23 protein-coding genes and 1 pseudogene are annotated in these 26715 nt (G+C 67.9%); 14 read left to right on the forward strand and 10 right to left on the reverse strand.

Going from position 1 to position 26715, the window contains the following annotated elements:
• The first annotated feature begins 243 nt into the window (after positions 1–243).
• Both OG403_RS17375 and OG403_RS17380 read left to right on the forward strand, forming a co-directional pair.
• A complete protein-coding gene (locus OG403_RS17375; RefSeq protein WP_329565371.1) occupies positions 244–1239 on the forward strand; it encodes a radical SAM protein in 996 nt (331 codons plus the stop codon).
• 118 nt (positions 1240–1357) lie between these two features.
• Positions 1358–2395: a methyltransferase domain-containing protein gene (locus OG403_RS17380; RefSeq protein ID WP_329565373.1), complete on the forward strand. Its 1038-nt coding sequence runs from the start codon at positions 1358–1360 to the stop codon at positions 2393–2395.
• A 26-nt stretch (positions 2396–2421) separates the two neighbouring features.
• Here the strand turns inward: OG403_RS17380 and OG403_RS17385 are convergent, their stop codons facing one another.
• Complete coding sequence (locus tag OG403_RS17385; RefSeq protein ID WP_329565375.1) at positions 2422–2667, reverse strand: GntR family transcriptional regulator; 246 nt, start codon at positions 2665–2667, stop codon at positions 2422–2424.
• A 157-nt stretch (positions 2668–2824) separates the two neighbouring features.
• Between OG403_RS17385 and OG403_RS17390 the strand changes: the two genes are divergently transcribed.
• A complete protein-coding gene (locus tag OG403_RS17390) occupies positions 2825–3205 on the forward strand; it encodes a hypothetical protein (protein ID WP_329565377.1) in 381 nt (126 codons plus the stop codon).
• Between the two features lie 374 nt (positions 3206–3579).
• On the opposite strand, the gene OG403_RS17395 is transcribed toward OG403_RS17390, so the two are convergent.
• The 4 genes and pseudogenes from OG403_RS17395 to OG403_RS17410 all read right to left on the reverse strand — a co-directional run.
• Positions 3580–4062 (reverse strand): DUF4244 domain-containing protein, encoded by a 483-nt coding sequence (locus tag OG403_RS17395; protein ID WP_329565379.1) that lies wholly within the window; start codon positions 4060–4062, stop codon positions 3580–3582.
• Positions 4063–4174: 112 nt separating this feature from the next.
• Positions 4175–5209, reverse strand: a complete 1035-nt coding sequence (locus OG403_RS17400) for a type II secretion system F family protein (protein WP_329565381.1) — start codon at positions 5207–5209, stop codon at positions 4175–4177.
• Positions 5116–6384, reverse strand: a complete 1269-nt coding sequence (locus tag OG403_RS17405) for a type II secretion system F family protein (RefSeq protein WP_329565383.1) — start codon at positions 6382–6384, stop codon at positions 5116–5118. Before OG403_RS17405 ends, OG403_RS17400 begins: the two co-directional genes overlap by 94 nt.
• Positions 6381–6989: pseudogene (locus OG403_RS17410) on the reverse strand (ATPase, T2SS/T4P/T4SS family); the annotation flags it as partial. The pseudogene OG403_RS17410 and the gene OG403_RS17405, both read right to left, overlap by 4 nt.
• A 69-nt stretch (positions 6990–7058) precedes the next feature.
• Here OG403_RS17410 and OG403_RS17415 point away from each other — a divergent pair.
• The 4 genes from OG403_RS17415 (at position 7059) to OG403_RS17430 (ending at position 12071) form a co-directional block, all read left to right on the forward strand.
• A complete protein-coding gene (locus OG403_RS17415) occupies positions 7059–8687 on the forward strand; it encodes a recombinase family protein (protein ID WP_329565385.1) in 1629 nt (542 codons plus the stop codon).
• Between the two features lie 979 nt (positions 8688–9666).
• A complete protein-coding gene (locus OG403_RS17420; RefSeq protein ID WP_329565387.1) occupies positions 9667–9930 on the forward strand; it encodes a hypothetical protein in 264 nt (87 codons plus the stop codon).
• Positions 9931–9962: 32 nt separating this feature from the next.
• Positions 9963–11357, forward strand: a complete 1395-nt coding sequence (locus OG403_RS17425) for a phage major capsid protein (protein WP_329565389.1) — start codon at positions 9963–9965, stop codon at positions 11355–11357.
• A 249-nt stretch (positions 11358–11606) separates the two neighbouring features.
• Complete coding sequence (locus OG403_RS17430) at positions 11607–12071, forward strand: P27 family phage terminase small subunit (RefSeq protein ID WP_329565391.1); 465 nt, start codon at positions 11607–11609, stop codon at positions 12069–12071.
• Positions 12072–12334: 263 nt separating this feature from the next.
• Here OG403_RS17430 and OG403_RS17435 read toward each other — a convergent pair whose 3' ends face one another.
• Positions 12335–13426 carry a helix-turn-helix domain-containing protein gene (locus OG403_RS17435; protein WP_329565393.1) on the reverse strand — a complete coding sequence of 364 codons (1092 nt, stop codon included), beginning with the start codon at positions 13424–13426 and terminating at the stop codon, positions 12335–12337.
• A gap of 96 nt (positions 13427–13522) precedes the next feature.
• On the opposite strand from OG403_RS17435, the gene OG403_RS17440 reads away from it, so the two are divergent.
• The 4 genes from OG403_RS17440 (at position 13523) to OG403_RS17455 (ending at position 15420) form a co-directional block, all read left to right on the forward strand.
• Positions 13523–13783 (forward strand): hypothetical protein, encoded by a 261-nt coding sequence (locus OG403_RS17440; protein ID WP_329565395.1) that lies wholly within the window; start codon positions 13523–13525, stop codon positions 13781–13783.
• Positions 13780–13959, forward strand: a complete 180-nt coding sequence (locus tag OG403_RS17445) for a hypothetical protein (protein WP_329565397.1) — start codon at positions 13780–13782, stop codon at positions 13957–13959. Before OG403_RS17440 ends, OG403_RS17445 begins: the two co-directional genes overlap by 4 nt.
• A gap of 179 nt (positions 13960–14138) precedes the next feature.
• Positions 14139–14624 carry an NUDIX domain-containing protein gene (locus tag OG403_RS17450; RefSeq protein ID WP_329565399.1) on the forward strand — a complete coding sequence of 162 codons (486 nt, stop codon included), beginning with the start codon at positions 14139–14141 and terminating at the stop codon, positions 14622–14624.
• A 241-nt stretch (positions 14625–14865) separates the two neighbouring features.
• Positions 14866–15420, forward strand: coding sequence for a glycine-rich domain-containing protein (locus OG403_RS17455; RefSeq protein WP_329565401.1), 555 nt, complete (start codon positions 14866–14868; stop codon positions 15418–15420).
• A 1159-nt stretch (positions 15421–16579) separates the two neighbouring features.
• Here OG403_RS17455 and OG403_RS17460 read toward each other — a convergent pair.
• Positions 16580–17116: an ATPase, T2SS/T4P/T4SS family gene (locus tag OG403_RS17460; protein WP_442910929.1), complete on the reverse strand. Its 537-nt coding sequence runs from the start codon at positions 17114–17116 to the stop codon at positions 16580–16582.
• Positions 17117–17334: 218 nt separating this feature from the next.
• Positions 17335–18447 carry a septum site-determining protein Ssd gene (gene ssd, locus OG403_RS17465; RefSeq protein WP_329565403.1) on the reverse strand — a complete coding sequence of 371 codons (1113 nt, stop codon included), beginning with the start codon at positions 18445–18447 and terminating at the stop codon, positions 17335–17337.
• Between the two features lie 828 nt (positions 18448–19275).
• Here ssd and OG403_RS17470 point away from each other — a divergent pair.
• Positions 19276–20139, forward strand: coding sequence for an HAD family hydrolase (locus OG403_RS17470; RefSeq protein WP_442911073.1), 864 nt, complete (start codon positions 19276–19278; stop codon positions 20137–20139).
• Positions 20140–20642: 503 nt separating this feature from the next.
• Here OG403_RS17470 and OG403_RS17475 read toward each other — a convergent pair.
• Positions 20643–21575 carry an oxidoreductase gene (locus OG403_RS17475; RefSeq protein ID WP_329565408.1) on the reverse strand — a complete coding sequence of 311 codons (933 nt, stop codon included), beginning with the start codon at positions 21573–21575 and terminating at the stop codon, positions 20643–20645.
• A gap of 196 nt (positions 21576–21771) precedes the next feature.
• On the opposite strand from OG403_RS17475, the gene OG403_RS17480 reads away from it, so the two are divergent.
• On the forward strand, positions 21772–22845 hold the full coding sequence (locus tag OG403_RS17480; protein ID WP_329565410.1) for an ATP-binding protein: 1074 nt from the start codon (positions 21772–21774) through the stop codon (positions 22843–22845).
• Between the two features lie 445 nt (positions 22846–23290).
• Positions 23291–25606, forward strand: coding sequence for a bifunctional SulP family inorganic anion transporter/carbonic anhydrase (locus OG403_RS17485; protein WP_329565412.1), 2316 nt, complete (start codon positions 23291–23293; stop codon positions 25604–25606).
• Positions 25607–25695: 89 nt separating this feature from the next.
• On the opposite strand, the gene OG403_RS17490 is transcribed toward OG403_RS17485, so the two are convergent.
• Positions 25696–26640 (reverse strand): chitinase, encoded by a 945-nt coding sequence (locus OG403_RS17490; protein WP_329565413.1) that lies wholly within the window; start codon positions 26638–26640, stop codon positions 25696–25698.
• Between the last annotated feature and the right edge of the window lie 75 nt (positions 26641–26715).

Raw genomic sequence — 26715 nt, forward strand, 5'->3', positions numbered from 1 at the left:
GACGGCCCAGGACTAAACCGCCCTGGTGGACGAAGGTGTACTGAGGCTCACCCCCCGTCAACTGACGGGCGAGACCACCCAACTCCCGGCAGGAGCATCAATGGCTACACCGCCACCCCCGCCACCGCCCGAGCCGACCCCGACGCCGGTCCCGGACCCGGGCCCGCCCTGGTGGATGTAGGCGCCGCACAGACCCCCGCCCCGTAGGGGCATTCCGACACCCGTTGCACGGAAGGACGCACTGTGACTGCCGTACTCGAACCGCCGATCGCCGATATCCAGCACATCCCGCACGTGATCGAGCTGGAGATCACGGGCAAGTGTCAGCTTGAGTGCACGCACTGTTTCGCCGATTCCGGGCCGACCGGAACGCACGGCGTCATGACTCAGGTCGACTGGTGCGGCTTGATCGATCAGGCCGCTGAACTCGGCATTACCACCGTGCAGTTGATCGGTGGCGAGCCGACCGCGTACCCCGGATGGTCCACCCTGGTCGACCACGCGCTGAACGCGGGCCGCAAGGTCGAGGTGTTCTCGAACCTCTACCACGTGAGCGCGAAGGGCTGGGCCATCTTCGAACGCCCCGGCGTCAGCCTGGCCACGTCGTACTACTCGCCGAACCCCGGCGAACACGACAGGGTGACCAAGGTGGCTGGCAGCCACGAGCGAACCCGCGCCAACATCCGCGAAGCGGTACGCCGGGACATCCCGATCCGGGCTGGCGTGGTCGGTATCAACGATGGCCAGTTGGAACGCCTGGCGGTCGCGGAATTGCGGGAGCTGGGCGTCCAGCGCATCACCCTGGACTACCAGCGGGGAGTTGGCCGCGCGGCGAAGGTCGCGCCGGACGTCAGCGTCCTGTGCGGCAATTGCGGCCGGGGCCGGCTGGCCATCATGCCCGACGGGGCGGTGTCCCCGTGCGTACTCGGCCGGTTCATGCGCCCGTTCAACATCCGGCAAACCACGCTCCGTGAGGTGCTGTGCAGCCCGGAGTGGGCGAAAGTGATCGCCACCATCCCTCCGAGGAGGGGCACCGGACTGGATGGCGCACGGGCCGCATGCCCGCCAGACGACTCGAACGACTGCTCCCCGGCTTCTACGGAAGCATGTGACCCGGCGTACTTCGTGCCGGGCGAGGGCGCGCCGCTGGCGGTGAGCGCGCGCACCTACGCGTGTCCGCCGGACGACTCGAACGACTGCTCCCCGGCGAGCACCGAGGCATGCGACCCTGCGTACTGACGGGGACGAGAGGGGAACGCAAGTGAACTGGCAGAGCCATGCCGTCGCAATGGCGGCACGCGTCACCGACCCGGATTCCCGATGGCGCACGGCAGTTGAGAACATCCCCCGGCACAGGTTGATCCCGAAGTGGTGGGAGCGGACGCCGGACGGTGCGTGGACGCTGCGCGCCGGCGAAGACGACCCGGAGCGGTGGGCCGCCATCGCCTACGGCAACGAGTCGGCCGTCACCAGTGTCGGTGGACTCCACGCGGACCACGCCGACCCGGGCGACCACCCGATCGGTCTGCCCACGTCGAGCGCCACCCTGGCCGCCCTGGTCGTGAAGATGCTTCGGCACGGCCGGGTCGCGGACGGTCACGACGTGCTCGATGTCGGGACAGGCGCTGGAGGGCTGACCGCCTACCTGGCACACCGGCTAGGCGAGGAGCACGTCACCAGCGTGGACGTAGACGGCTACCTGGTCGAGGCAGCCTGTGATCGGCTCGCCGAGCTGGGGTTCCGGCCGACGTTCGTCACGGGTGACGCCACCGGCCGGCTCCCGGGTGACTACGACCGGATCGTGTCCACGGTGGGGGTGCGCCCGGTGCCGCCGTCGTGGCTGGAAGCCCTGCGGCCCGGTGGACGGCTGGTCACCACCATCCGGGACACGGCCTTGATCCTCACCGCCTGGAAGACGCCCGACGGTGGTGCTCGCGGGATGATCGAACGGGACTGGGCCGGATTCATGGGCACCCGGCACGGCGACGACTACCCACCTGGTCCCGTCGAGCTGTTCAAGACCGCTCGCGAGTCGGATGGCGAAGTCATCACCACCGGCCGCTACCCGGTGGCCGACGTGCGCAGCGCCTGGGAAATCTGGTCCTACCTGTCCATCTCCGTGCCCGGCATCGAGTACGACTTCGAGGATCGGGAGGACGGACGGTCGCTGTACATGGTCCACCCTGACGGGTCCTGGGCGCGGGCAACGGCTACCCGATTCGAGGCGCCCACCGTTCACCAGGGCGGCCCGCAGCAGCTGTGGACCGCGTTGGAGCGCATCCGGACCCGGGTGATGGTCGAGGGCGGTCTACCGCTCTACGGCAGCGACGCGAAGATCACGCCGGACGGAGAGATCCACCTGTCACGCGGTCGCTGGTCAGCAGTGATCACCTGAGAGCCCAGCGCGAGCCCCGTCCGGGATCACCTGGGCGGGGCTCCCTTTCCCCGGTCTGTCACGAAACTGCCCATGCCTGTCTCAGTACGGATCAGCCGTTCATCGCGCAGTGCAGCCGTCACCTTTGCGACCGTAGCCCGCGCCACCCCGAAGTCCTGCTCAAGTTGGGCAGCTGAAATCAGGTGACCAGGCGGGTACTCCCCGCTCTCAATGCGGCTCGCGATCACTTCGAAGATCTGTCGCCACTTGGGACGGGTGCTGTCGAACTCCATGGTCAGACCGTAACCGCTGGTGGTCATCAGTGGGAGTGAGATGCCATAGGGGACCATAGACAGGCATAGGGACCCCTAGTAATGTCGGGGCGAAAGCGACCCCGGCGAGTGCGGACACACTCCCGGGGTCGGTCAAAGCCACTGGAGGGCTTACGACATGACCAACCCTAGCGCCTGGGCGTTCGCCCCGGCCCTCGCCCTTGTGCTCGCCTTCCTGGCCGCCTGGGCCATCACAGCAGCACCCGAGCGGCCCATCACGCGCGAGCCGATCGGCGTGCCGCTCCGCGTGACGCAACCCACTTCCTGGCAACTCCCCGAGCCTGGCGACTGGGCGGCGCCGCGCGCCATCCCGCCCCACGTGGCCGAAGAACCGGAAACCTTCTCCAGCCTGCCGGTGGTGCCGCTGTGGCTGGTGAACTGGGAAGAACAACAGCGCCAGGCAGAGCGGCGCCGAGCGCTTGAAGCAGCCGCCATCGGTAGGCCCGATACGGGCTACACCTACCCGGGCGCCCACCACATCCCCGGATCGGTGACATGATGCGGCACCCACTGTCACCCCCGAGCATCCGCTGCGCACACTGCCAGAACAGCCCGCTCATCCCCGTTCGGGTCGGGGCCATCCTGACTGGCAAGGACCGTGCGTGGCCTATCTGGGCCTGCCTGCGCTGCGCACCAAGCGTCCGCCGCCTGCTACACGGCAGCTAGCCCAAGAAGCACCCGAGGTCCGGATTCCTTCCGACGGAATCCGGACCTCGCACGTTCCCCGAACTACAGGCTGCCGCGCCGTGGCCGAGCCCGGCGGCGGGAAGCTTTACGCACCTTGCCGAGCCGGGACCCGAGTCGGGCAAGACCGGGGGGCCACTCGGCCAAATTGCGGTCAGGCCCAGAAGCCTGCCCGAGACCGCGACGAGCTTACGGCCCCCCGGCCATGCCCGACCCCAGCCCCGCAAGGACACCGCCCAAAGCTTCCCGCCACCTCTGCGAACCGCCGCCGGCTCGTCGGAATGACACAGTTTGATAAACAAGCAGCGCCGCGAACCCGCAGGCCGCCACCGTGCCGACGGCGTACTCGGCCGTCGACATGCCAAGGTCCGAGGCTCCCGCGAACCTTCGGCGGGACCAGGCGACCAACCGCCGGGCCGCGCTGCGCATGACCTGGCGCAACCGTCGCCGCGGTCGTCGGCGCGCGGGCGAAGAGACCGTCCCGAGCGGCCACGGGTCACCGTCCACCGGGGTCACACAGCGCCCGCCTGCCACCGCCCGCCACGGGGCCGCCCGCACGTGCGCGGGAAGGGCCACGAAGGTCACGACCGGCGTGTCGCGGTCGGTGACAGCGTTGCCGCCGTTCATCTCGTTCCTGCCGTTCCTGCCGTTCCTGCCGTTCATGGCTCGCATGTCCTTCCTCTCCGAGATCGCCAACCTGGTCGATCTCGACGCCGCCGCCAGTCCGGTCGATTCCGCCAAGCTGACTAGTGATCAATTCACCTACTCCACAAGTCGCACCGGCTCACATCCGCTGACCGAACGAGGCCGCCAGGCCCATCACGACCGGAACGACGCCGATCATCACGAACGCCGGCAGGAAGCAGAGCCCGAGCGGCGCGGTCGCCAGCACTCCGGCGCGACGCACCCGGGCATGTGCTGCACGACCGGCCGCCGCCCGCTGCGCGAGGGCCAAGCCCGTGAGCGGCGCCGCAGGCGGTGCCCCACTCACGGTGGTCCGCACGAGGCAGCGGGCGAGCGGAGACAGGGCCGGACACTCATCCCCCAGCCGCTCCCAGCAGGCGGCCGGCGGAGCTCCCAGTGCCAATTGCGCCGACACGGCACTCAGGCGTGTTCGCATCGGGTCACCGATCGTCCGTGCGACAGCCTCCGCCGCCTGGGCCGGTGAGGCGGATGAACCCAGGCAAGCCGCCAACAGTTCAGCAGCCAGTGGAAGTTGGGCAAGCATCAGATCCTGCTCGCGAGCCGCCCGCCGGTCAGCCGAGCGGATCACCGGCAGCAAGCGCCGGAGCAGCAGAGCCGCTCCCGCTCCTACCAGCGCCCCGACTCCACTGGGAAACAGCACCACAATCGCCAGCCCCGCCAGCAGTGGCGCTGCGGACTCGAGGCCGACCCATGGGCGCCTGCCGGCGCTGACCGCCGTGACCACTGGAGCTGGCCCCGTCGTCTGCTCCGGCGAAGTCGCCGCGAGAACGGTCAATCCACCCGCCCGAGTCGACGCATCGCCGACCCGCCCCCACTGCCTGACGCCGCCGAGGAGTTGTCTGCCCCGTCGCCGACCGGCTGCCCCCAGCCGGACCGCCCGTCGCCGTGCAGCCCGCCCGTGCAGCCAGCGCCCGCCGAGCGTCGCCAGCAGCAGCGCTGGTGTGAAACCCCCAACCATGATCATCAGCGGCAGGAGGTCCGAAGGTGCCGACGGCGCGTACGTGTCCGGGCTCCCGCTCATCACGACGTCCCCAACGCGCCGCCGAGCACCCTGTGCCGACCGCCGTGCCCCGGGTACCGCAGACGCCCCGGGCACCTGAGCTGCCGCAGGCATTCGCGCTGCCACCACGAAGACGCCCCGCGCCGCTCGGTCGCCGACTCCCGCCCGTACGAGCGCCGCGATCGGTCGACCTGGGCCGCTCGGCGACCGCGACCACCAGCGCCGGCCCGACAGCTCGCACGCCGCCGGGTCGCTCGGCCACCCGTCCCGCTCGGCCCGCCCACAGGGCTGGCCCCGCACGCCTGCCGCTGCGGCACCCGCGCCCGGTCGCGGCCCGATCGCCGCCCACCCGACCGCACCACTGCCCCGGCCTGGACGCCCAGATCGGCCAGCGCACCGCGCACGATCCGACCGCTCCAGCACAGACCCGTGACCTCCAGCGCCACGCCCGCCGCCAGGCACCCCCACCCCAACGGCGTGTGCAGGAGAACCCGCAGCGGCTGCGCCCCGAGGGCGGCTCCGAGCAGCAGCCCGAAGACCGGAAGTGCCGCGAGCAGCACGGCGGTGGTCCGCGGCCCAGCCAGCTCGCTCTGGACCTCTTCGCGCAGGGCGCGATCGGCTCGCAGCGCCTCGGCCACCTGTTCAAGCGCCAGGGCCAGGCCGCTACCGCTGTCCGCCGTCACCTGCCAGCAGGCCGCGATCGCCGAGCCACCCCCACCACCCGGCAGGGTCGCCAACCAGCGCAACGCGGCGGGGACATCAGCCCCGTAGCGGGCGGCCACCAGTCGGGCCACCGCTTCCTCGCCCAGCCGCTCCAGCAGGCCGGCCGTCGCCCGCCCTGGACTGGTGACACTGTCCAGCGCCTGTTCGGGCGTCGCGCCGCTGCGCAGTTCTCCCGCGAGCGCCGCGCACAGCTCGATGACGGCGACAGCCCTGCGCTGCTCCGCACGGCCCGCTCGGCGCCGCTCACGCCAGCGACAGCTCGGGAAGACCAGAAGCACGGCGGCCACCGGCGGCACCGGCGAGCGCAGGACGTACCCGGCTACCAACCCGCAGGGCAGCAGCAGGAGTTCGGGGACCAGCCAGCGCGGTCGAGGCGCACCCGGACCGAAGAACCAGCGCAACCGCCGCACGCCCATCCGGACCAGCTCCCGCGCACCTCCCGATTGCTCCAGCACGACGCCAGAACGCCGCCTCGCCAGCCTCTGCCGGTCGAGCCGCGACCACGCCGTGGCCGCCATCGCGCACAGCAGCAGCGCCGGCGCCAGTTGAAGCTGAAGTCCAGTCATCGCTGCCTCCGTTCCAGCACGACGCCGCGCGCCGCGCACAGTTCCACCAACCGCGCCCAGCCGGGCCCGCGAGTCACCGTTCCGTCCGCGCCGAAGAGCACGGCGGGCACCGTGATGGCGAGGCCGGTGGCATCACCGGTCAGCGTGTGCAGCTCAGCCACTCGCCGCCGACCGGTCCGCTGCTCCCGGACCAGGTGGATCACCACGTCCAGTGCGGCGCGCAGCTGGCTGTGCACCGCCCGCCGCTCCAGCCCGGCCATCGAGCCGAGCGCTTCGAGCCGAACCGGCACATCGGCCGCCGTGTTGGCGTGGACCGTGCCGCAGCCGCCTTCGTGGCCGGTGTTGAGAGCGGCCAGCAGGTCGAGCACCTCGCTGCCGCGCACCTCCCCCACCACCAGCCGGTCGGGCCGCATCCGCAGTGCCTGGCGGACCAGATCCCGCAGGGTCAGCTCACCGAGCCCTTCCTGATTGGGCGGCCGGCTCTGCAGACGGACCACGTGGGGGTGCAGCGGCCGCAGCTCCGCCGAGTCCTCCGCGATGACGATCCGTTCGGCTCGGTCGACCAGCCCCAGCAACGCGGCCAGCAAGGTGGTCTTGTCTACCCCAGCTAAGTGCCACCGCAGGAATTCCCCGCTCCCTAGAAATTTCGAGAGCACCTGAGGGGAATTCAGAACATGCGAGCACTTACAGCAGTCCGACTGTCGAACGTCACCGACAACACGACCAGCCCCGCACGGCAGCGAAAGAAGACCGGTGGATGGTGCGATGCCAACGGGGCAACGGTAGTTGGCGAAGCGCTCGATTTGGATGTTTCAGCGTCGAAGGTCGCGCCATTCAAGCGCCCAGAACTAGGCAAGTGGCTGAGCAGGCCCAACGAGTATGACGCCATCGTGTTCTGGCGCCTTGACCGCGCAGTTAGGTCAATGGCCGATATGGCAACGCTGGGCCAGTGGGCCAAAACACACGGAAAGCTGCTTGTATTCGTTGAAGGCCCCGGCGGGACGCCACTGGTACTGGATATGCGCGCGACCTCTCTGGTGTCTGAGCTAATCATCATGCTTCTGGCTTTCGCTGCTCAAATGGAAGCAGAAGCGATCAGAGAACGAGTTCAGGGCTCGCGCGCCGAACTCCGATCTCAGGGGCGCTGGCATGGCGGTCGAGTCCCCTACGGCTGGACTGCCACTGAAAACCCGGACGGCAAGGGATGGGTGCTGGTCGAATGCCCAAAGACCGGCCCGATTGTCCGGGAGATTATCCGGCGCGTGATAGTTGGAGATTCAATCTATGCAATAGCCAATGACCTTGACGAGCGGAAGGTTCCGACGGCTACCGATCTCGAAGTTGAGCGCAAGACGGGAGCACTACCCGAGAAGCGGAAGAAGTGGGACCACCAGCAGATTTCGGGAATGCTGCGGTCCGAGCACCTCCGGGGCTACACGCTCCATGACCCGGAAGCAACGGCAAAGAGGAATCGCCGCGCGGAAGGCGCAGAATGGCAAGCATGGGAAGGGCGCCCGCTGCTGGACAGCAATGGGCATCCTCGCATTGACCGACCCCCGCTGATCAGCGATGAGGACTGGCCCAAGCTGCAAGCCGTCATGAAGACCAAGGAACGCCCCGAAGCCAGAACTCACAGCGCGGGGTCAATGTTGGTCCGCATAGCATACTGCGGCGGAATAAACAAGGACGGCACCGTTTGCAGTGAGCCCATGTACGGCGGATCAAAGAAACGTCTAGCAAACCGCAAATGGACCGGGGAGCACGTGCGAATTTACCGGTGCAAGGCACGCGGCACCGGCCACTCTGTAACGGTGGATGCCGATATTGTCGAAAGGTGGACGGAAAGCGAGTTTCTTAAGCGAATCGGGAGCTGGCCGATTATGATGCAGGTCGCCGACCAAGGAGAGGACCATTCAGCTGAAATCTCGCGTGTCGGCGAAAGCATTTCCCGCCTGCGGCGAGACCGAAATGCCGGACTCTATGACGGGGAAGAAGACGAAGTCGAATATGACCGCATGATGGCTTCTCTGGTCAAAGAGCGAAAGGTACTAAAGGCCCTTCCCTCCCGCCCGGCAAACATCATGTCTGTGCCGACCGGGCGCACCTATGCAGATCTGTGGCACGCAGCCGATACCGAAGGAAAGCGACGCATGATGATGGATGCTGGCGCGCGTCTTACTGTCATCACGGGCAAGAGCATCGGGCCCCGGTTCAACTACGACCGGCTCTCGTTCGCTATCGGCCAACACGAGGACCCCCAAGCGGCCGAGCTTGCCGCGATCGCTCTTTCAGAAGCCGCCTGAGGCACCATCACCGCCCCTGTAGCCCCGTCTGGCCCCCGTGGGTCCGACGGGGCTCTTTCATGCCCTCAGATGGCCCCACAGGGCCCCTGCGGCACCGGCGGGAATTCCTTGCTCCCCACGAAAGGGAGGAAGGCGCGTGCCGGACTAACGGGCCGTCCCGTCGGAACGCGTGGCAACGCTGACGCCTTGTACGAGACAACCCAGGAGTAACTACGCATGCACAGCTCCCATTTCGACGCGATACGCCGGGCACTGGAGTCGGCCGAGGCGGCCACCTGGGGGGCGCTCGCCGGCAAAAATCCAGACCTCATCGAGGAGGCGCACACGCGAGTGCGCGAGGCGCTGAAGCTCGTTCAGGACGCGATGGAAGCCCCCCGGTGCGGGCGGCCGGAGTGCTCAAATCCCGTCCCCCGCAAACCACTGGGCCGCCCAGCACTGTTCTGCTCCCGCAGGTGCCGTGACCGTACGCGCTATCGCGAGTCGCGGCAGGCTGAGGCAGAACAGCGGTAGCCAGCGTGAAGCGGGGTGGTCCTTAGGGGCCACCCTTTGGCGCTTCAGCGTAGCGGGCAGGCGCATGACGCTATACCTGACACATCGTTAGTAGCACCCCCTCTGACCTGCGCTTTATGGCGGTATGACGATTAGAGAGCTTGTCCTGGTATAGCAATATAAATACTAGGGAACCAGGAAACGGCATCCAAAGCGCCATACCGTCATGCGCCCTCCGCTGGCCCAAGTCGGCAGGGGGTCACCTACGAAATTTCGTAGGTCCTTGCCCGCTGCGCCCTTCCTCGGCGCGCGGGAATTCCTTGCTCCCTAGTCCTAGTAGAGAACGAGTCCGCCGCTCTGTTGTTGCGCCCCGATCTCTTTGCGCTTGGCGGCGCGCGCCCTCTAATTTTGGCCCCCGTGTACCTGGAATGCATGCCGCCCATAGGCATTCCAGGTCCATGGGGGTCTTTTTTTATTTCAAGGAATCTCTGTGGCTCTAAACGAGATGGCTCTACGGCTGAAGCCCGCCCAGGATGTTGGGCCGGACGCGTTCATTCCGGAGCTGCGCCTACGCCTCAACGCGCTTGCTCTCGCTGCTCTTGAGGCGGTCGAGCGAGACGGGGTGTCAGTCGATGGAAAGCCCCATCCGATGCTCTCCGCTCTTACTGCTCTGGTCGAGGTCGGCACTGACATGCGCCGTCTGGCGAATGACCGCCGCATCGCAAGTGCAGTTCTCGACAGCAATCGACACTGAGAACGACAAGGAACCAAATGGATAAGCGGGAAATGATCGCGGACCTGCGAGCGAAGCGCGAAGAGTCTCGTGATGCGCTGGAGCGAATTCTTGGGCGTGCCCAGTCTGGAAATCGCAGCCTCACGCCGGCCGAAGCCCGAAATTTCGATACGCGAGAGGCTGAAATTCGTGCCATCGACGACCGTATCGAGGAACTGGACGAGCAGGTACGAGCAGCGGATGCCGCCGCGCCCATGCAACGCCAATACGCCCCAAGCGCAGGAGTAAACCACGTGACCACTGAAACCCGTAAGCTGACGATGCCTGGCACCGCCATTATTACCCGCGAGCCGGAGGTGTATAAGCGCGAGGATGCTAAGACCTCGTTCTTTATGGACATGCTCAATGTTCGCAATAATGGCGACCGTAACGCGCTTGAGCGGCTGGACCGCAATAATAAGATGGTTGCCGACCGGGCCCGCGCAAACGGTGAAATTCGCGCTGTCAGCACCACGAATGGCAGCGGTGGCGAGTTCGTCCCGCCTGCCTGGTTGGAGGACCAGTTCGTCAAGCTCGCACGTCCGAGGCGTGTTTTTGCCGATCTGGTGGCGAATGATCCGCTACCGCCCGGCACTGATCAGCTCAACATTCCGAAGGTCAATAGCGGTACTGCGACTGGTGTTCAGTCTACGCAGAACACTCAGATTCAGCAGACGGACCTGACGACTACCAGTATTTCCAGCAGCGTGACCACGGTGGCTGGTGGGCAGACAGTTTCGCTCCAGCTTATGGAGCAGAGTCCGCTGAATATTGATGACCTGATCTTGGGTGACCTCGCTGCGGATTACGCGATGCGCTTGGACACGCTCTGCCTTACCGGCCCAGGTACTGGTGGCCAGCCGACCGGAATTCTGACCCTCTCCGGCACTAACTCCGTTGCGTGGACCGGTACCGCGCTGACCGGCGCCAACTCGCTTTACAGTGCGATTGTGTCGGCGATTAGCAAGGTTTATACCTCTCGCTTTGAGGCGCCGGACGCAGTGATCATGCACCCACGCCGGTTCCTATGGGCGCTTGCCCAGCAGGACACGCTAGGACGTCCCGTCATCGTTCCCGCCGAGACTGGCCCGAGCAATGCTCTCGGTGTTCTCGGCCCGAAGCTGAACGCTGAGGGCCCGGCCGGCCGAATCGCTGGTCTGGATGTGTATCTCGACGCGAACATCCCCACCAACCTGGGTACCGGCACGAATGAGGACCGAATCCTAGTTCTCAAGTCTGATGATGTCCGACTGTGGGAGTCGCACATTCGAGCCGAGGCTTTCCAGCAGACCTATGCAAATCAGATGTCTGTGTTTGTGAGGCTCTATAATTACGCGTCCTTCCAGGCGGCCCGCTATCCCGGCTCTATTTCGGTGATCTCCGGCACTGGCCTTAACCAGGTCCTGTAGGGGATTCGCCTTGCCAGCGCCCGCCGCAGTCACCTACTGGTCACTGTGGCGGGCGCTTCGCTTTCCAAGCCTTAAAGGTGCAGCCCCTACTAAGTGTGACTCCCAAAACGGACATTAGGGTGCATGGGGGGCACATCAGTCTTCAGGTCGTCACTCAACGAGGACCCGGCCCCCTAAGAACGCGCACGGCTGCGAAAGTCGCGAACTGAGTTCACCCGAATACTTGAGAAAAGAGGGGCCAAAATGGCTATGGGTCGACCGCCAAAACCCGTAGAACTCAAGCGCAAGCTCGGAAATCCTGGTCAGCGTTCGCTGAGTCCGCTCTCTGAGGTCGCGCACGTTGATGCTGTCGATCCGGACCCGCCCGCGCACCTCAGCGCCGCCGGTAGATCGTTCTGGGCTCGCGCTGTCGAGTCCGCGACGTGGATAGCGGCTACGGACGCGCCAGTTCTCCTGCTGCTCGCCGAACAGCTCGACCGGCGCGCCGATTGGCTAGGGCGCATCGCCGCTGACTCCCCGGTGCTCGTCTCGCCACGGGGCCAGCAGTACGCGCACCCGCTTGTGCGCCCGGTTGCTGTCCTTGAGGCCGAGATCCTGAAGTCGTTCAGCGCACTGGGCTTCACTCCGGCGGATCGCACTCGCATGGGGGTTGCTGAGATCAAGGCCACGAACGCCTTTGAGGAGATGCTTGCCCGTCGCCAGTGCCGAGAGTAGCCCCCGGTCTGCCGACACCCACGCCCCAACATCTGGCCTTCCCGGGTCGATGTTGGGGCGTTCGTCGTTAACTGGACTGCTTGTAGGTCGAGTTGGGGTCCTCGCCCCTGCGGCCGGCGCGGGGTAACAGCGCTGAAAGTAGCCGGAGTTGACGCGTAGCTGCTTCGGTCGGCGTACTCAACTCGACTCAGCATTCGCCAGTCAGCACAGAGCCCCTGCGCGGCTCTCTGCGGGCCTGGCAGGGGCTCAGTGGGGGGATCGGGTCAGACGGTCCCGAAGTCGCCTGCCTTGATGCCCTGCACGAACGCTGCGAACGCGTCGGCGGGGAAGACCAAGGCGGGACCAGACGGGTCCTTTGAGTCACGGACGGGCACGACGCCGGGAAGGTTGGGGGCCACCTCCACGCACTGGCCGCCGTTGCCGCCGCTGTAACTGCTCTTGAAGTAGCTGGCCGTAGCCAGAACATGCGGCTCCAGGGCCATGATCAGTAGACCTTCCATGTGACGGCGAATGAACTGCGCCGACTCGTCCGGCGAGAGTGCGTCCGCGCGAAGCCGATCATAGTTCCGGCCGCGCCGCGCAAGCTGCTTTGGGTCGGCGGAGAAGTGCCCCTGATCCGCGCTCTCTGAGTAGATCCACTGATCACCGTCCGGTAGATCCACAAGTGTCAATGAGGTGGCGGCGCGCGTGCGGGCACCGAGCTTCAACGGCGCAACTTGCAGCAGGACGTTCGGGCGCTGTGCGACGACCAGCAGATGTGCCAACTGCCTGTACAGGACCGTAGGCCCGCCGACTTCGCGCCGGATCACTGCCTCATCCAAGACGACGTCCAGGAGGGGAGCGCTGCCGAGTGCCCCCAGGTAGCGTGCTTGCCTGCTCATACGGGCTGCGACGCGCTCAGCGATCGACTCCTCATCTGCTGATTCGTCCTCTTCTCGAAACAGTGCGCGGGCGTACTCCTCTGTCTGCAACAGACCCGATACCAAGGTTGGTTGGTACTCCTGGAGGCGCGTCGCTCGTGCTTCCATCTCGGCGAAGCGCTTGAACCAGTCCGGGTGTGCAGCGACCACGTGCCATGCAACGTCGTCCCACACGCGAGCCAACTGGCCACCCGTAGCGAGCACTTGATCGCATCGCTCGGCGAAGTCCCTTTGTGGAACCCTCTCCAGGCTCTCGATCTTGGTGATGAGCGACGGGTGGACGACCAGCTTTCGGGCCAGCGAGGCGCAGGTCGGGTAGCCCGCCCGGATACGCAGATCACGCAGTAACCACGCGAAAATCTCGGGCGTCAGAGTGCCCGTTCGTTCGATTACTCGCCGTCCGGCCAAAACTGACTCCCATTCAAGACAGATCACTTGTCTCGTTTGCCGACCTGGTCACCGTACTACCGGGCGCCCACCCTTGAGGTACACACAGTGAGGGTGGGGACGGATCGGCGAACGGAACGGATCATGACGTCACACATCAACCGGCACACGGCCGAAGCAAGACGGCAGGCGGCAAGCGCACTTGAGGATGTAACAGCCATCCTCGCGCTTGCGAACGTGCTCCTGCCGTCGGTGGCCGTCGACTGGCACTCGGGACAGCTCACCGGCACCTACCTGGTCGACTTGGGCGCTGCTCGGCCCGACGTGGTCATGGCCCTGGTGGCGGTCCTGCGGGCTGGAGTCGAACACATGGCGCACTGCGGTCATGAGGCGGTGGAGTCATGATCCGCAAACGTGCAATGTCCATCCGGTCATACCGGATCACCAGCAGCGGCCAGCGGATCGAACTGTCGAGTGTCGACGTGCTCGAAAACACGCCGGACGTGCCGTTCTCCGGGACGTGGCCCCGCTGTCAGTGCCCCAAGCACCGAGAAGCGACCGAACAGAAGGACACCGCATGAGCCGCAAGGCAGCACAAGTAGCCCGCAACATAGGCGAGTTCATGAACGGGGTGCGGCGAGCTCGCGCTGAGATCGCCGAACAGGACGGGCCATGCCCCATCTGCGGCCGGAATCCCTGCACGAGCCCGACCCGACACCTGTCCTGGCCCTGAGCCCAACTGACTGAAACTGGAACGACGTTGAACCCAACCGACATCCTTTCTCACCCGCCCGTCCGCCGGCTCGGCTGCCAGGTGATCGCCTTCAACCCTGCTGGCGAAGTGCTCGTCGTGGACCCGGAGTACAAGAGCGGGCTGACGCTCCCCGGTGGGTCGGCCCTTCAAGGTGAGGCCCCGAACGAAGCCGCCGCGCGCCACCTCGCGCTGGAGACCGGTCTCGTCCTGGACCTCTGGCAGATCCTGGCCGTCGACTACGTACCGGAGGGCGTGTACCCCGAGGGGATCAACCTGGTCTTCAACGGCGGGATGCTCACGGATCGTCAGGTCGAAAGGATCGCGGTCCCGCCGATCGCGAAGAGTCGACTTCACGGCTTCCGCTTCGTGCCCATGACCGAGGTCAGCACGTGCACAGAGCCGTACCAGCGGCGCCGGATCCGGCAGGCGTACAACGCGCTGAACATGGCCAAGGCACTCCCGCTCCTGCTGCGGGGCGAGCTTGTCTGCTGACCCCCATAGACCCCCGCCCCGGGACGGTACTTCGATCGGCCGGACGCCGGGGCGGGCCCTGCAACACCGAACGGTTCGGCCGCCAACCGGCGGCGTAGTCGGCCAAAGCGCTGACCCACAGATTCCCGCCCCAAATCGCCGAAGTCTTGGCAGAGAGCAGCGACCGGGGCGGGTCCGCAACACCGAACCGCCCCGGTCACCAACCGGTGCCCGGAACGCCTCCGAGTGAGGAGATCCCATTATGAGCGCCACGCTCCCTGACACGCCCGAACCGGGCCCGGTGTCGGACCGCCGGATCCGCCGCATCGACGGCATGGACCTGCTGACCGCTGGAGAGTTTCAGCGCGTCGCGGACACTGTGATCGGCAGCAACCCCGGGATGGAGCCGGAGTTGTCGCGCCGCATCGTGGCCGAAGCCCTGGCCTACCTGACCACCTACGCGCGGAACGTCAACGCGCAGATCGCCCCGTCACCGGTCGTGGACGAGGGTTGGCACGCGCTTGTCCTCCACACGGAGCTGTACGCCTCGCTCTGTGAGGGGCTGGGGGGTGGGTTCATCCACCACTACCCGCAGCGCACCGAGGAGGAGGGTTACGCGGCAGGCACCGTGGATCGCACTGTCGCCATGATGGCTGCGGAAGGCTTCACGGCCGATCTGTCCCTGTGGCGGGGGCCGGATAACGGCGGAGTGCAGGTGACTGCCAACGTCTGGCACTCGCCCGGACCGAACTGCGGACCGATCATCGTGAACCCGCCCGGTGTGCCGAAGCCGGGGAAGGTGACGATCCCAGGCTAAGCACTGTGGCCCCTGCCGTCGAAGTGCCGATGGCGGGGGCCGCACGTCGGTAGGCTGCTGGCGGAGACAGGAGGCGCCCCCGTGAGCGAGTGGACAGATCCCCGTTACACCGAATTGGTCGCGGCGTATCGACGGGCCGCTGAAGACGCACAACAGGCCGAGCCGGACGAAGATCAGAATGGGGGGCCCGTGCGCGCGTTCCTGACCGTCCTCCCGGCTAGCTAAGCCATCTGTGGGCCCCGGCTGACACCTCCGGTAGCCTCACGGGCAGGGGTGCGGGCATCTCCTTGATTACGACCCAAGCCGAGCCTGCATCCCTCCCACAGGCGGCATTCCAGCCCCGTTCGGATCACCGGGCGGGGCTTCTGTATCTGGTCCCGAAGCTGACGAGTAGACAGATCATCCAGCCGGGCCGTACGGTTCGACCACAACAAAAAATAGACCCCGGCGAGTGCTGGTAACACTCCCGGGGCATGGACGACGCTTAGTAGGAGCGACGACGTGACCCACTTTAGCGCCTGGGCTTTCGCCTGGGCTATCGGCCTCTGTGCTGCCGCTGTGGCCGCCTGGATGATCTCCAGCGCGCCCAATCAGCCAGCGGCAACCCGTGAACCCATCCGGGTGCAGCTCGCATGTCTCCAGCCCGGCTCGTACCAGCTGCCTGAGCCCCGTACATGGGCGACACTGCCAGAGATCCCGCCCCACGTGCTCAAGCGCTCAGAACCCCTCTGGGGCGACGAGACGGAGCTAGTCCGAGGACACGTCCGGCACGTGGCCAGCGTCCGTAAGGCGGTGGCCTGATGATCACCGCAGCAACTGGACAGACCACCTGTGGCGCCCGTCGACCGGGCTGGGAGCACGGACCCGCAATCGGAATCCACCGCATCCCGTGTGTTCTTGACCCGTTTCACCAGGACGACCACGCAAACGCGTTCGGCCTGGGATGGGAGCGCAACCCGGAGGACTGTCCGCCGTGCGTGCAGTGCCACACGCGCCCGCTGCTTCCCGTCCGGGTCGGTGCCGTACCGACCGGCAGCGGCCCTGCGTGGCCCGTCTGGGCCTGCCTGAGCTGTGCCACGGCCGTCCGCCGTCTGCTGCTTGGCAAGTAGCCCCTGAGCCCCGTCCGGCCACCAACCGGGCGGGGCTCTTCCGGGGGAACCTAGTGGTGGCACATAGGGAGGGTCGTCTTGCCGGTGCCGGTGCCGCCACTGATCAACAGCGAGAGTCGGGCCCGCACGATGGCGCCGAGCAGTTCGGCAGCGGTCGGCGCCAGAGCCCCGGCTGCCTCCAGTTCGGCGATCTCGAAAGGTTTCTGACGGCTGATCCGGAGCGAGATGTGTGTGCAGTCGGCAGCGATCGGCGGGAGCACCGCGTGCAGCCGGGTGCCGTCCGGGAGCCGGGCGTCAACCCACGGCCGCGCGTCGTCGAGCCGGCGCCCGGCTGCGGTCGCCAAGCGGTGAGCGAGGTGGCGCACCGCCTGCGCATCCGGGAACCGGACCGTCGGCTCACGGCACAGCCCGCTGCCCCGGTCGACCCAGACCTCGTCCGGGGCGTTGACCAGTACGTCGGTCACGTCAGGCGCGCTGAGCAGAGCCTCCAGGGGTCCGGCGCCGACGAGTTCGGCCCGCAGGGTACTGACGGTGTCCAGCAGGTCGTCACCGCCCAGCGGGGGCCGCGCGGCACGCAGGGCCGCCACGACCTCCACGGTTGTCGGCACCGCACCGGCCTCAGCCAGCCGCAGACGAACGGCGTCCAGCAGGGCGGCGGCACGCTCAGGGGCGACCGGAGCCGGTTCCGGGGGCCTGGAGTGACGCCGGAGCGCGGCGAGGATGGGCCGCGGCTTCGGTCGGTCGGACTGCGCAGGCCACGGGAGGTGTCGATCGGTGGCGCGGCCGGTGGGAGTCGTGGCCGTGTTCATGATGACGGTTCTCCTTCGGTACTGGGCATGACTTCGTCGAGGTATGCGGCGCAGAACCTGGCGAGTGGTCCACCACCGCGCAGTCCGGGAGGCTTGCCACGCTCCGCGTCGAGGGTCAGCCCGACTTCGTGCGCGATCTCGCCCGCGAGCGGCAGACCCAGACCGCGGGCGATCTCCGCACCGCGCAAGCCCACTGGCCCCGGCAGTCGGATCACAGCTCGCAGGTCGGCCAGACGCATCCCGGCGACGGCTGCCACCCGCCCGGCCGCCGCCAGTGCGCGCAGCTCGGCGGGGACCACCAGGAGCCCGGTGTCGGCCTGTTCCAAGGCCTGGGCAGCCGCCAGATCCAGCTGTCGCGGCAGATCGAGGACGACCAGCCCACCGCGACGCCGGGCTGCCGCAAGCACACTGCGCATCGCGATCGGTGGGATCACCAGCGTGTCGCCCCGGTCCCAGGAGAGCGCGCTGACCCGGTGCAACCTGGGTAGCGCCTGGACCAGTTCGGTGCTGCTGATCCGGCCACGGGCACCCGCCAGATCGGGCCAGCGCAGCCCGTCGACGCCTTCGCCACCGAGCAGGACATCCAGGCCGCCGCCCAGTGGATCGCCGTCGATCAGCATGGTGTGGTGGCCGGTCCTGGCCGCGGTGACCGCGAGCGCGCAGGCGAGCGTGGAGGCCCCTGCGCCGCCGCGACCGCCGAGCACCGCGACAGTCAGCGCCGGGTTGCCGACACCCTCCACCGCATCCGCGATCCGGTCCAGCAGCCAGGCCTGCGCCTCGGGCAGGAACAGCACCTGTTCAGCTCCGAGTTGGACGCCGCGGACCCACACCTCGCAGTCATCCAGGTCGAGGCCGAGCAGCAGCACCCCCGGCCTTCGGACCAGTTCCGCGCAGCGCTCGTACTGGTCATCACCGACCAGGACGATCGGGGCGGTCTCCCAGAGCCGGCGGGGCGGGGCGCCGGCCAGCAGCCGGGGCTCCGCACCGGCCGCCGCGCAGAGCTTGACCAGGTGCTCGGCCAGTCCCTGGTCCTCGGTGAGGATCAACGGCCCGGCGCAGCCGGAATCGTCGGGCATCGGCCGGTACTGGTCGATGGTGGGTGTGGGCATGGCTGCCTCCCCGGGGCGGGATGCTCGCTGCTGCCCGAGCCGGTCGACCCGATCCGCTGCCGCACAGGCGGCTTCGTCGGGGAGATCGGCCCGGCCGAGCGGGCGACGACGGTGGCGGCCTCGGCCATGAGGTGCCGTCCCGGTCGGTGGCCTGCGCCCCTCCGGTCCAGCCATGACGTCGGCTTGGGCCCCACAGTGCCGCCCAGCCGCTAATGCGGCAGCCACTCTTCGATTCGCTGTGGATAACCCGGGGGATGTGGAAATCGGAACTCACCCGGATGGACTCTCATCACTCGTCCGAGGAGTTCACGTCGACGAATTGACGTAGTTCCAGGGTGGTCTCCGAGCACAGCCCGCTAGACTACTGAGAGTGACGAACTGGGTCGAGGATCCGCCCGGTGATCCTGGCTGGAGTGCCGCCCGCAAGCCCCTCGATCAGCCGTCTCGGCACATCGCAGAAGCCCTAAAAATGGGCCCGGACATGCGACGACCCCCGCCGGGGGGGAGAGCGGGGGTCGTCTATCCACGGCCCGACTCGGGGGGGAGGAGCCGGACCGGGTTAGCACGGTCGCGAACGATCCGTGACTTCCATGGTGTACCCGAGCGGCCAGAAACACAAACCAGCACACCCCCGCGTCCACCGAATGGCGGCGCCTGTGAGGCCGCCATCTATCCTCGGTTCCTGTGGACACCACCGAGAACGCCGACATCGTAGGCGGTGCCGAGAACTCCGGACCGGAGACCGCACCGAATGCCGCGCCGCGCGACAGCACGATTGTCCCGCACACGACCGAACGGTCCGCCCCGACCGCGACGGGCGGCACGACCATGGCGGCGGACGGCACGCCGACCGTCGCCGATCACCCCGCCCCGGAGAGAACAGCCGCCGCCTTCACCCGCACGGCGGCGTTCTTCGACCTCGACAAGACGATCATCGCGAAGTCCAGCGCACTCGCGTTCAGTCGACCCTTCTACCAGGGCGGTCTGATCAACCGTCGGGCCGTGCTGAAGAGCGCCTACGCCCAGTTCGTCTTCCTGGTCGGAGGCGCGGACCACGACCAGATGGAGAAGATGCGGCAGTACCTCTCCGCCCTGACGCGGGGCTGGAACGTGCAGCAGGTCCGCGAGATCGTCGCCGAGACCCTGCACGGCCTGATCGACCCGATCATCTACGAGGAGGCCGCCGCGCTGATCGAGCAACACCACGCCGCCGGACGGGATGTGGTGATCGTCAGCAGCTCCGGCGCCGAGGTCGTCGAGCCGATCGGCGCCCTGCTCGGCGCCGACCATGTGATCGCCACCCGGCTGGCGATCGAGGACGGCTGCTACACCGGCGAGATCGAGTACTACGCGTATGCCGAGAACAAGGCCGCAGCGATCCGCGAGTTGGCCGAGCGCAAGGGCTACAACCTGGCCGACAGCTATGCGTACAGCGACTCGATCACCGATCTGCCGCTGCTCTCGGCGGTCGGGCGCCCGTCCGCCGTCAATCCGGACCGCAGCCTGCGCAAGGAGGCCGTCGCCCGGGACTGGCCGGTCCTGGTCTTCGACCGCCCGATCGAACTCCACCGCCGACTGCCCGAGTTCAAGACGCCGAGCCGCAGCGTACTGGCGACGGCGGCGGTCGGCGCCGCGTGCCTGAGCGCCGCACTGGTCTGGCAGTTGGCCAAACGGCGGCGCCCAACCGGTTGACCGATCGATCCGTCGGCGAGATCCACTGGCCGACACGATCGGCCAACCAGCCATGCTGCCGAACAGTCAGTCCATGCCAAAACGGGCGAAAGGTAAAGAATTCGCCCTTCGAGTTCCGTTTGTCATGGATCCGAGATACAAAGGACTCACGGCCCGCGTGACCCGGAAGGACCCGAAGAGGTCAGACCGACACCGCAGTTCAGGCCCCACGGACCGCGTACAACCTCCGAGCACCCACGTGCCGCCGACCCGCGATACGGGCCGCCGCACCAGGCGAACGGGCTGGATCCCCGCCTGATGGGCATATCCGGTGCACGCATGGTCACCCGGACCGTTGTACCAGCGGCGACATCAGCAGTCAGGATGTCGCCGCAACTCTCTTCGCGGGCCTGCCGCCTGCCCGGCACACCCGGGCCCGCCGCCTCCCGGCCCGTTGACGCCCGCCACGGAGCCCGTCGCGACGTCGCCCCCCCGCTCGCGCGACGCCACCCGCATCTCGCCGCTCAGGCCATCCCTCGCTGCATCGCCTCACACACCGCCGTGCTCTCCCGGACGCCGAGTCGCAGTGCCAGCCCGCAATGCGCGATCCAGCGCGCCAGACCCTCGGGCGTGCCGGTGAGGTAAGCCGCCAGCGCCGCACGGTAGGCCGCGGTACCGAGTTCGACCAGACCCACCTCCGCCGGGCAGATCGCCTTCGGGTCAAGGCCCTCGGCAATCAACACGATGCGCTGCGCGGCCCTGGCCACCAGGCCGTTGTGACTCTCGAACGGTCGCAACGCCAGGAGCTCGCCGTGCACCACCGCAGCGGTCACCAGCGCGGGCGCGCCGCCCTGGGCACCCGACGTCCGGGTCGCCAGCAACTGCGCGAGCTGGTCCAGGCGGGCGGCCACCTCGGCGGCGGACGGAGCCGGAGGCAACACAGCGGCCACCTGGCTACCGACCACTCCCCCGGCCGGTGGCGAGGCGGGTGCCAGCGGGTCGATGGGTGCAGCCACACCGTCCACCGGCGCCAGCTCCAGCGGGAAGAGCTCCTCGACGGGTTCACCCTCCCGCCGCGGCCTACCGGCCGCAGGGCTCGCGTCACCGGCGGCCAGTAGATGCAGCCGCGCCAGCACCTGCAGCGGAGAGGTCCGCCACACACTCAGCAACTGGCCCGCTTCCGCCGAGATCCGCAGCGCGCCGCCGACGATGCGCTCGTCGGCGCCGGCGCTGAAGTCGCTGCGTCGGCGCACCTCCTCCAGCGGCCAGTCGGCACCGGCCAGCGCGGCCGACGCCCTGGCCCCGCGCAGCGCGGACTCCGAGGTGACCTCGGCCGCACGGCGCCGCATGACGCGGTGGCCGTAGAGCCGGTCAACGACCTTACGGACCTCGGCGACGGACTCGGGCACCCCGGCAAGCGCGGCCAGCGGGGCAAGCGGATCAGTTCCAGTGCTCACCTACCCGAGAGTAACGACCCTCCCGCCCAGGACCGCACAGCAACCCCGGCTTCACCCGTTCGAGGCAATCCGCGCTTCCCTTCGACACGGCAGCCCAAACCCCTACTACGATGTCAACTATCGGACACGATAACGATTATCAAAAAGTTCGCCGAGGCCCGTGCGGCGATCGACGGACCGAGAGCCGGGAGTCCAGATGAAGATCGCCTTCGTCGGCAAGGGCGGCAGCGGCAAGACCACGCTGTCGGCACTGTTCATCCGCCATCTGGCCGCCGCAGGGCGACCGGTGATCGCGGTGGACGCCGACATCAACCAGCATCTGGGCCCGGCACTCGGCCTGACAGATGATCAGGCTGCTCAACTCCCCTCACTCGGGGCCCACCTGCCCGAGATCAAGGAGTACCTTCGGGGCAGCAATCCGCGCATCGTGTCCGCCGCGGAGATGATCAAGACCACTCCGCCAGGCCGCGGCTCGCGCCTGCTGCGCATCGTCGAGGAGAATCCCGTGTACGCCGCCTGCGCCCGCCCGGTGGCGCTGGACGAGGGCTCGGTCCGCCTGCTGGCCACTGGCGCCTTCACCGAGGAGGACCTCGGCGTGGCCTGCTATCACTCCAAGGTCGGCGCAGTGGAGTTGCTGCTCAACCACCTGGTCGACGGCCCGGACGAGTACGTGGTCACGGACATGACCGCGGGCTCCGACTCCTTCGCCTCAGGTCTCTTCACCCGCTTCGACCTCACTTTCCTGGTGGCCGAACCCACCCGCAAGGGCATCTCGGTCTACCGCCAGTACAAGGAGTACGCCCGGGACTTCGGTGTCGCCCTGCGGGTGGTCGGCAACAAGGTCCAGGGGGCGGACGATCTCGCGTACCTGCAACGGGAGGTGGGCGACGATCTGCTGGCTGTCGTCGGCCATTCCGAGTGGGTCCGCAGTCTCGAGCGGGGCACCGCGCCGGCGCTCGACTCGCTGGAGCCGGCAAATCGCGCTGTTCTGCAGGTCCTGCGCGAGGAGTTGGACGCCGCCTTCCCCCGCCGAGACCCCCAGCGGTACACCGCGCAAGCAGTGGACTTCCACCTGCGCAACGCCGAGAGCTGGGGCAATGCCAAGGCAGGCGTCGACCTCGCCACCCAGGTCGACCCATCCTTCGTACTCGATCAGGCCGCACTCGACCGGGCCATGACGGAGCAGGCGGTGGCGGGGCGGACCGACGGCACCCGGGCAGTGCTCGACCCGGCCGAAGCCAGTATCGACCCGGCCGGCGCTCACGTCTGACGCCACATCGGTCAAGGGGCCGGGTTCGCAACCACGGGGTTGCGAGCCCGGCCCCTTGGCTTCCCCCGTGCCACACACCACGCCTGGCGCCCGGGACCGGCCGACAGCGCAACTGGGCAGCTGGGCAAGCGACGACTCGGGCAGCCCGCAGGGACGGCGGGGCGCTGTCACGATCCCGCGCGCCACCCACAGGAGTGAATCTCAGCAACAGGACTCCCGCACACACTTACGCTATGCGAAGCTTCCATTACTCACAGTTTACCAAGTCTTGGCGTGCGAGATCGATGGCCAGTGAGCCGCACCGTGCCTGCCGGCGCAGTGCTCGTGGCCGTCCCAGCCCGCTGCCGCACCTCCCGGGCAGCCGTTCCGATCATCCGCATCAGCGACGGACTTGGCCGTAGCAACGGACTCGACGGTGTTCGTTCTCCTGGAAGGACAGGAAGCCATGGCCCTCGGCTCTGCCCCACCCCCACCGCGCACCGATGCCGAGAGCCATGCACCGCCCCCGGCCTCGGCGGGCAGTACCGCCCGGTTCCGGATGCCGGGCGCACAGGATCTGACGGCCTCCCTGGTGGTGTTCGTCTTCGCTCTTCCGTTCTCACTCGGCATCGCGCTGGCCAGCGGGGCACCGCTGACAGCGGGTCTGGTCGCGGCCGCCGTGGGCGGGATCACGGCCGGGCTGCTCGGTGGGACGCCGCTTCAGGTGACCGGACCCTCAGCTGCCCTGACCGTGATCACCGCCGAGCTGATCACTCGTTACGGCTGGCAAGCCACCTGCGGGATCACGCTCGCGGCCGGCCTGCTGCAGTTCCTGTTCGGGGCCCTACGGATGGCCAGGTCCGCTCTCGCGGTGTCCCCCGCCGTGGTGCACGGGATGCTCGCCGGGGTCGGCATCACGATCGCCATCGCCCAGTTCCACGTGGTCCTCGGCGGCTCACCGCAGGGCTCCGCACTGGCCAATCTCAGCGCCCTGCCGGCCCAGCTGTCCGGGCCGCATCCACCTGCACTCGCCGTGGGCCTGTTGGCAATCGCGGTCCTCGGCGGGTGGCCGAGGCTGCACCGGCTGCCCGGATCCGCCGGACGGATCGGCGCCCTGCTCGGCCGGGTTCCCGCCGCCCTGGTCGCGGTGGCCGCCGGCACGGCGCTGGCCATGGCCTTCGACTTTCGACTCGCCCGGGTGGAGCTCGCCGGCTGGGGGGAGCACGATCTCGCCACCCTCCCGCACGGTTCGCTGCTCGCGCTGCTCGGCGTGACGCTGACCGTCACGGCGGTGGGGAGCGTCGAGTCGCTGCTCTGCGCCGTCGCCGTCGACCGACAGAGCGGCCGACCCGGCGACCTCAACCGCGAGTTGCGTGGCCAGGGACTGGCGAATCTCCTCAGCGGAGCGCTCGGCGGTCTGCCGGTGGCCGGTGGCGCGATTCGCAGCTCGGCCAATATCCAAGCGGGTGCGCGCAGTCGCCGGGCCGCTGTCTTGCAGGGCTGCTGGGTGCTCCTGGCAGCCGTGGCGCTGACCGGCGGGCTGCGCAGAATCCCGCTCGCCGCCCTGGCCGCGCTGGTCATGGTGGTAGGCATTCAGATGGTGAGCGCCGCGCACATCCGCAGGGTCCATCGGCACCGGGAGTTCGCGGTCTACCTCGCCACCGTCCTCGGCGTGGTGCTGCTCGGCGTCCCCCTCGGGGTCGCGGCCGGTGCGGCGATGACCGCACTGCTCGCCCTGTACCGGCTCAGCCGGGCCCACATCGACCTGATCGACTATCAGGACGGCTCGTACGAACTGCGCACACACGGGCCGCTGACCTTCCTGGCGGTGCCCAGGCTGACCGGGGCGCTCGCCTCGATCCCGCTCGGCACCGCCGTCACGATCCGCCACGACGGGGCCTTCCTCGATCATTCCGCCTACGGGGCCCTGCGGAGCTGGCGCAGCGAGCGCGTCGCGCAGGGCGACCAGGTCGTCATGCTGACCGACCGTCATGACGAACCGGTGCTGGACCCGGACGGCACGGTGGGCTCCGCCGAGGGCTCCCGACCACACCGCTGCCGAGCCTGGACGCCGTGGGTGGGTCATCACTGCATCGACCAGGAGGACGACCCGCACGGTCGGCTGCTCAACGGTGTGCGCGGATTCCAGGCGTACACCGCCCCCCTGGTCAGACCGGAACTGGCCCGGCTCGCCCGGGAAGGCCAGACGCCCTCTCAGCTCTTCCTGACCTGTGCCGACTCCCGGCTGGTCACCAGCATGATCACCAGCAGCGGCCCGGGCGACCTCTTCACCGTCCGCAATGTCGGCAACCTGGTCCCGGCCCCACACGAGCCGGGCGCGGCCGACGATTCGGTGGCCGCCGCCGTGCAGTACGCGGTCGACGTGCTGGGGGTGGGCAGCATCACGGTCTGCGGGCACTCCGAGTGCGGCGCGATGAAGGCCCTGCTGGACGGCGTCCACGAGCAGCCCGGGCGGCCGACACCGCTGGCCCGCTGGCTGCGCAACGGTCGAGGCTCGCTGGCCCGGCTGGCCCGGGTTCCGGCGGAGTTCACGGATCGTCCGGTCGCCGACCGGGTCGAGCAGTTGTGCATTACCAACGTGGTTCAGCAACTGGACCAGCTGATGACCAACCCGACGGTCGAACGTCGGGTACTCGACGGCAGCCTGCGCCTGATCGGCATGTACTTCGACTTCGCCACCGCACAGACCTACGTTCTCGACCAAGCCACCGGGAGGTTCACCGCCGTCATCGGCACCCGCGAGATCGCGAGTGCCGCCTGACGTCGGTGCCGGACCAGCGGCATCCGCCCGCTCGGCGGTACGACTGCGGGTGGTGGCCCGGCCCAGGCCACCACCCAGCTACCGCGAGGTCAGCCGGCGATCTTGTTGAAGATCTTGGAGTAGGCGTAGCCCGTGCCCTTGTCGTAGCCGTCGACCTCCCAGAAGGACAGCTCCTGGACGCCCTTGGCAGCGGCGAAGCTCTCCAGGGTCGCGGCGTTGGCCTGGGTGAAGTTCTCGTTGTCATCGTTCCGGCCGGCGATCGGGGTCAGCCCCAGCCTTCCCCAGGCCTGGGCCGATGTGCCCCCGTAGAGCCCGGCCAGCTGCCCGTGAGTCGCGTTGGCCGCCGATTCGGCGTCCTTCAGGGCGTTCTGCCCGTCGCCGAAGTCCATGGTCATGATGTTGACCAGGCTGACCTGGACGCCCTTGCTCTTGGCGTCCTTGAGCAGGTTCAGAGCGTTCGACTCCAGCCCGGTGGGGTCCACCGGGACGGTGAAGTCGATCCGCACCGAGGGGTTGGCCTTCTGGAGTGCCGCCAGGGCCTGGTCGCGGCGGGAGTTTGACGCCGTGTCGTCCAGGACGTTCCCTTCTATGTCGAAGTCGAGCCTGGTGACACCGTAGGTCTTGACGACATTGGCGTAGGCGGCGGTCAGCGCGGAGACCGAGGTGCAGGTCTGAGCGAGCTCTCCGCCGGCCTCGCCGCCGAAGGAGATGATCACGTTGCCGCCGGCCGACTTGAGCGCGTTGACCTGTGAGGTGAAGGCTCCGAGCGAGTCGTTGTTGTCCTCCCACATGGGGGTACAACCGGACTTCGGGGTAAGAAAGGCCAGGGTGTAGAACGGGTCACCGCTGGCCTTGTGATCGGCGGCCAGGTCACCCGCATCCGAACCACTGATCTGCAGGTACGGCGCGGCATAGCGGGCGGGGAAGGCAGCGGCGGCCGGCGTGACCGCCGCCTGGGCGGGAGTGGTGGCGAGGGCGAGAGTGATCGGCAGGACCGAGGCAGCGAGCGCGGCGAGCCGGAACTTCTTGTCCATGACAACCTTTCAGGCACATACCTGTCCCGTTCGCAGTGAAGCTCACCGAGGACGTACGGACGGGAGATGGCAGGC

Source organism: Kitasatospora sp. NBC_01266 (genome assembly GCF_036242395.1).
Lineage (GTDB): Bacteria > Actinomycetota > Actinomycetes > Streptomycetales > Streptomycetaceae > Kitasatospora.

Excerpts from the sequence above, each read along its gene's own strand:
- OG403_RS17385 (WP_329565375.1), bottom strand. The coding sequence starts at position 2,667 with ATGGAGTTCGACAGCACCCGTCCCAAGTGGCGACAGATCTTCGAAGTG.
- OG403_RS17390 (WP_329565377.1), top strand. The coding sequence starts at position 2,825 with ATGACCAACCCTAGCGCCTGGGCGTTCGCCCCGGCCCTCGCCCTTGTG.
- OG403_RS17395 (WP_329565379.1), bottom strand. The coding sequence starts at position 4,062 with ATGCGAGCCATGAACGGCAGGAACGGCAGGAACGGCAGGAACGAGATG.
- OG403_RS17400 (WP_329565381.1), bottom strand. The coding sequence starts at position 5,209 with ATGCCTGCGGCAGCTCAGGTGCCCGGGGCGTCTGCGGTACCCGGGGCA.
- OG403_RS17405 (WP_329565383.1), bottom strand. The coding sequence starts at position 6,384 with ATGACTGGACTTCAGCTTCAACTGGCGCCGGCGCTGCTGCTGTGCGCG.
- OG403_RS17415 (WP_329565385.1), top strand. The coding sequence starts at position 7,059 with ATGCGAGCACTTACAGCAGTCCGACTGTCGAACGTCACCGACAACACG.
- OG403_RS17425 (WP_329565389.1), top strand. The coding sequence starts at position 9,963 with ATGATCGCGGACCTGCGAGCGAAGCGCGAAGAGTCTCGTGATGCGCTG.
- OG403_RS17430 (WP_329565391.1), top strand. The coding sequence starts at position 11,607 with ATGGGTCGACCGCCAAAACCCGTAGAACTCAAGCGCAAGCTCGGAAAT.
- OG403_RS17440 (WP_329565395.1), top strand. The coding sequence starts at position 13,523 with ATGACGTCACACATCAACCGGCACACGGCCGAAGCAAGACGGCAGGCG.
- OG403_RS17445 (WP_329565397.1), top strand. The coding sequence starts at position 13,780 with ATGATCCGCAAACGTGCAATGTCCATCCGGTCATACCGGATCACCAGC.
- OG403_RS17455 (WP_329565401.1), top strand. The coding sequence starts at position 14,866 with ATGAGCGCCACGCTCCCTGACACGCCCGAACCGGGCCCGGTGTCGGAC.
- ssd (WP_329565403.1), bottom strand. The coding sequence starts at position 18,447 with ATGCCCACACCCACCATCGACCAGTACCGGCCGATGCCCGACGATTCC.
- OG403_RS17470 (WP_442911073.1), top strand. The coding sequence starts at position 19,276 with ATGGCGGCGGACGGCACGCCGACCGTCGCCGATCACCCCGCCCCGGAG.
- OG403_RS17480 (WP_329565410.1), top strand. The coding sequence starts at position 21,772 with ATGAAGATCGCCTTCGTCGGCAAGGGCGGCAGCGGCAAGACCACGCTG.
- OG403_RS17485 (WP_329565412.1), top strand. The coding sequence starts at position 23,291 with ATGGCCCTCGGCTCTGCCCCACCCCCACCGCGCACCGATGCCGAGAGC.
- OG403_RS17490 (WP_329565413.1), bottom strand. The coding sequence starts at position 26,640 with ATGGACAAGAAGTTCCGGCTCGCCGCGCTCGCTGCCTCGGTCCTGCCG.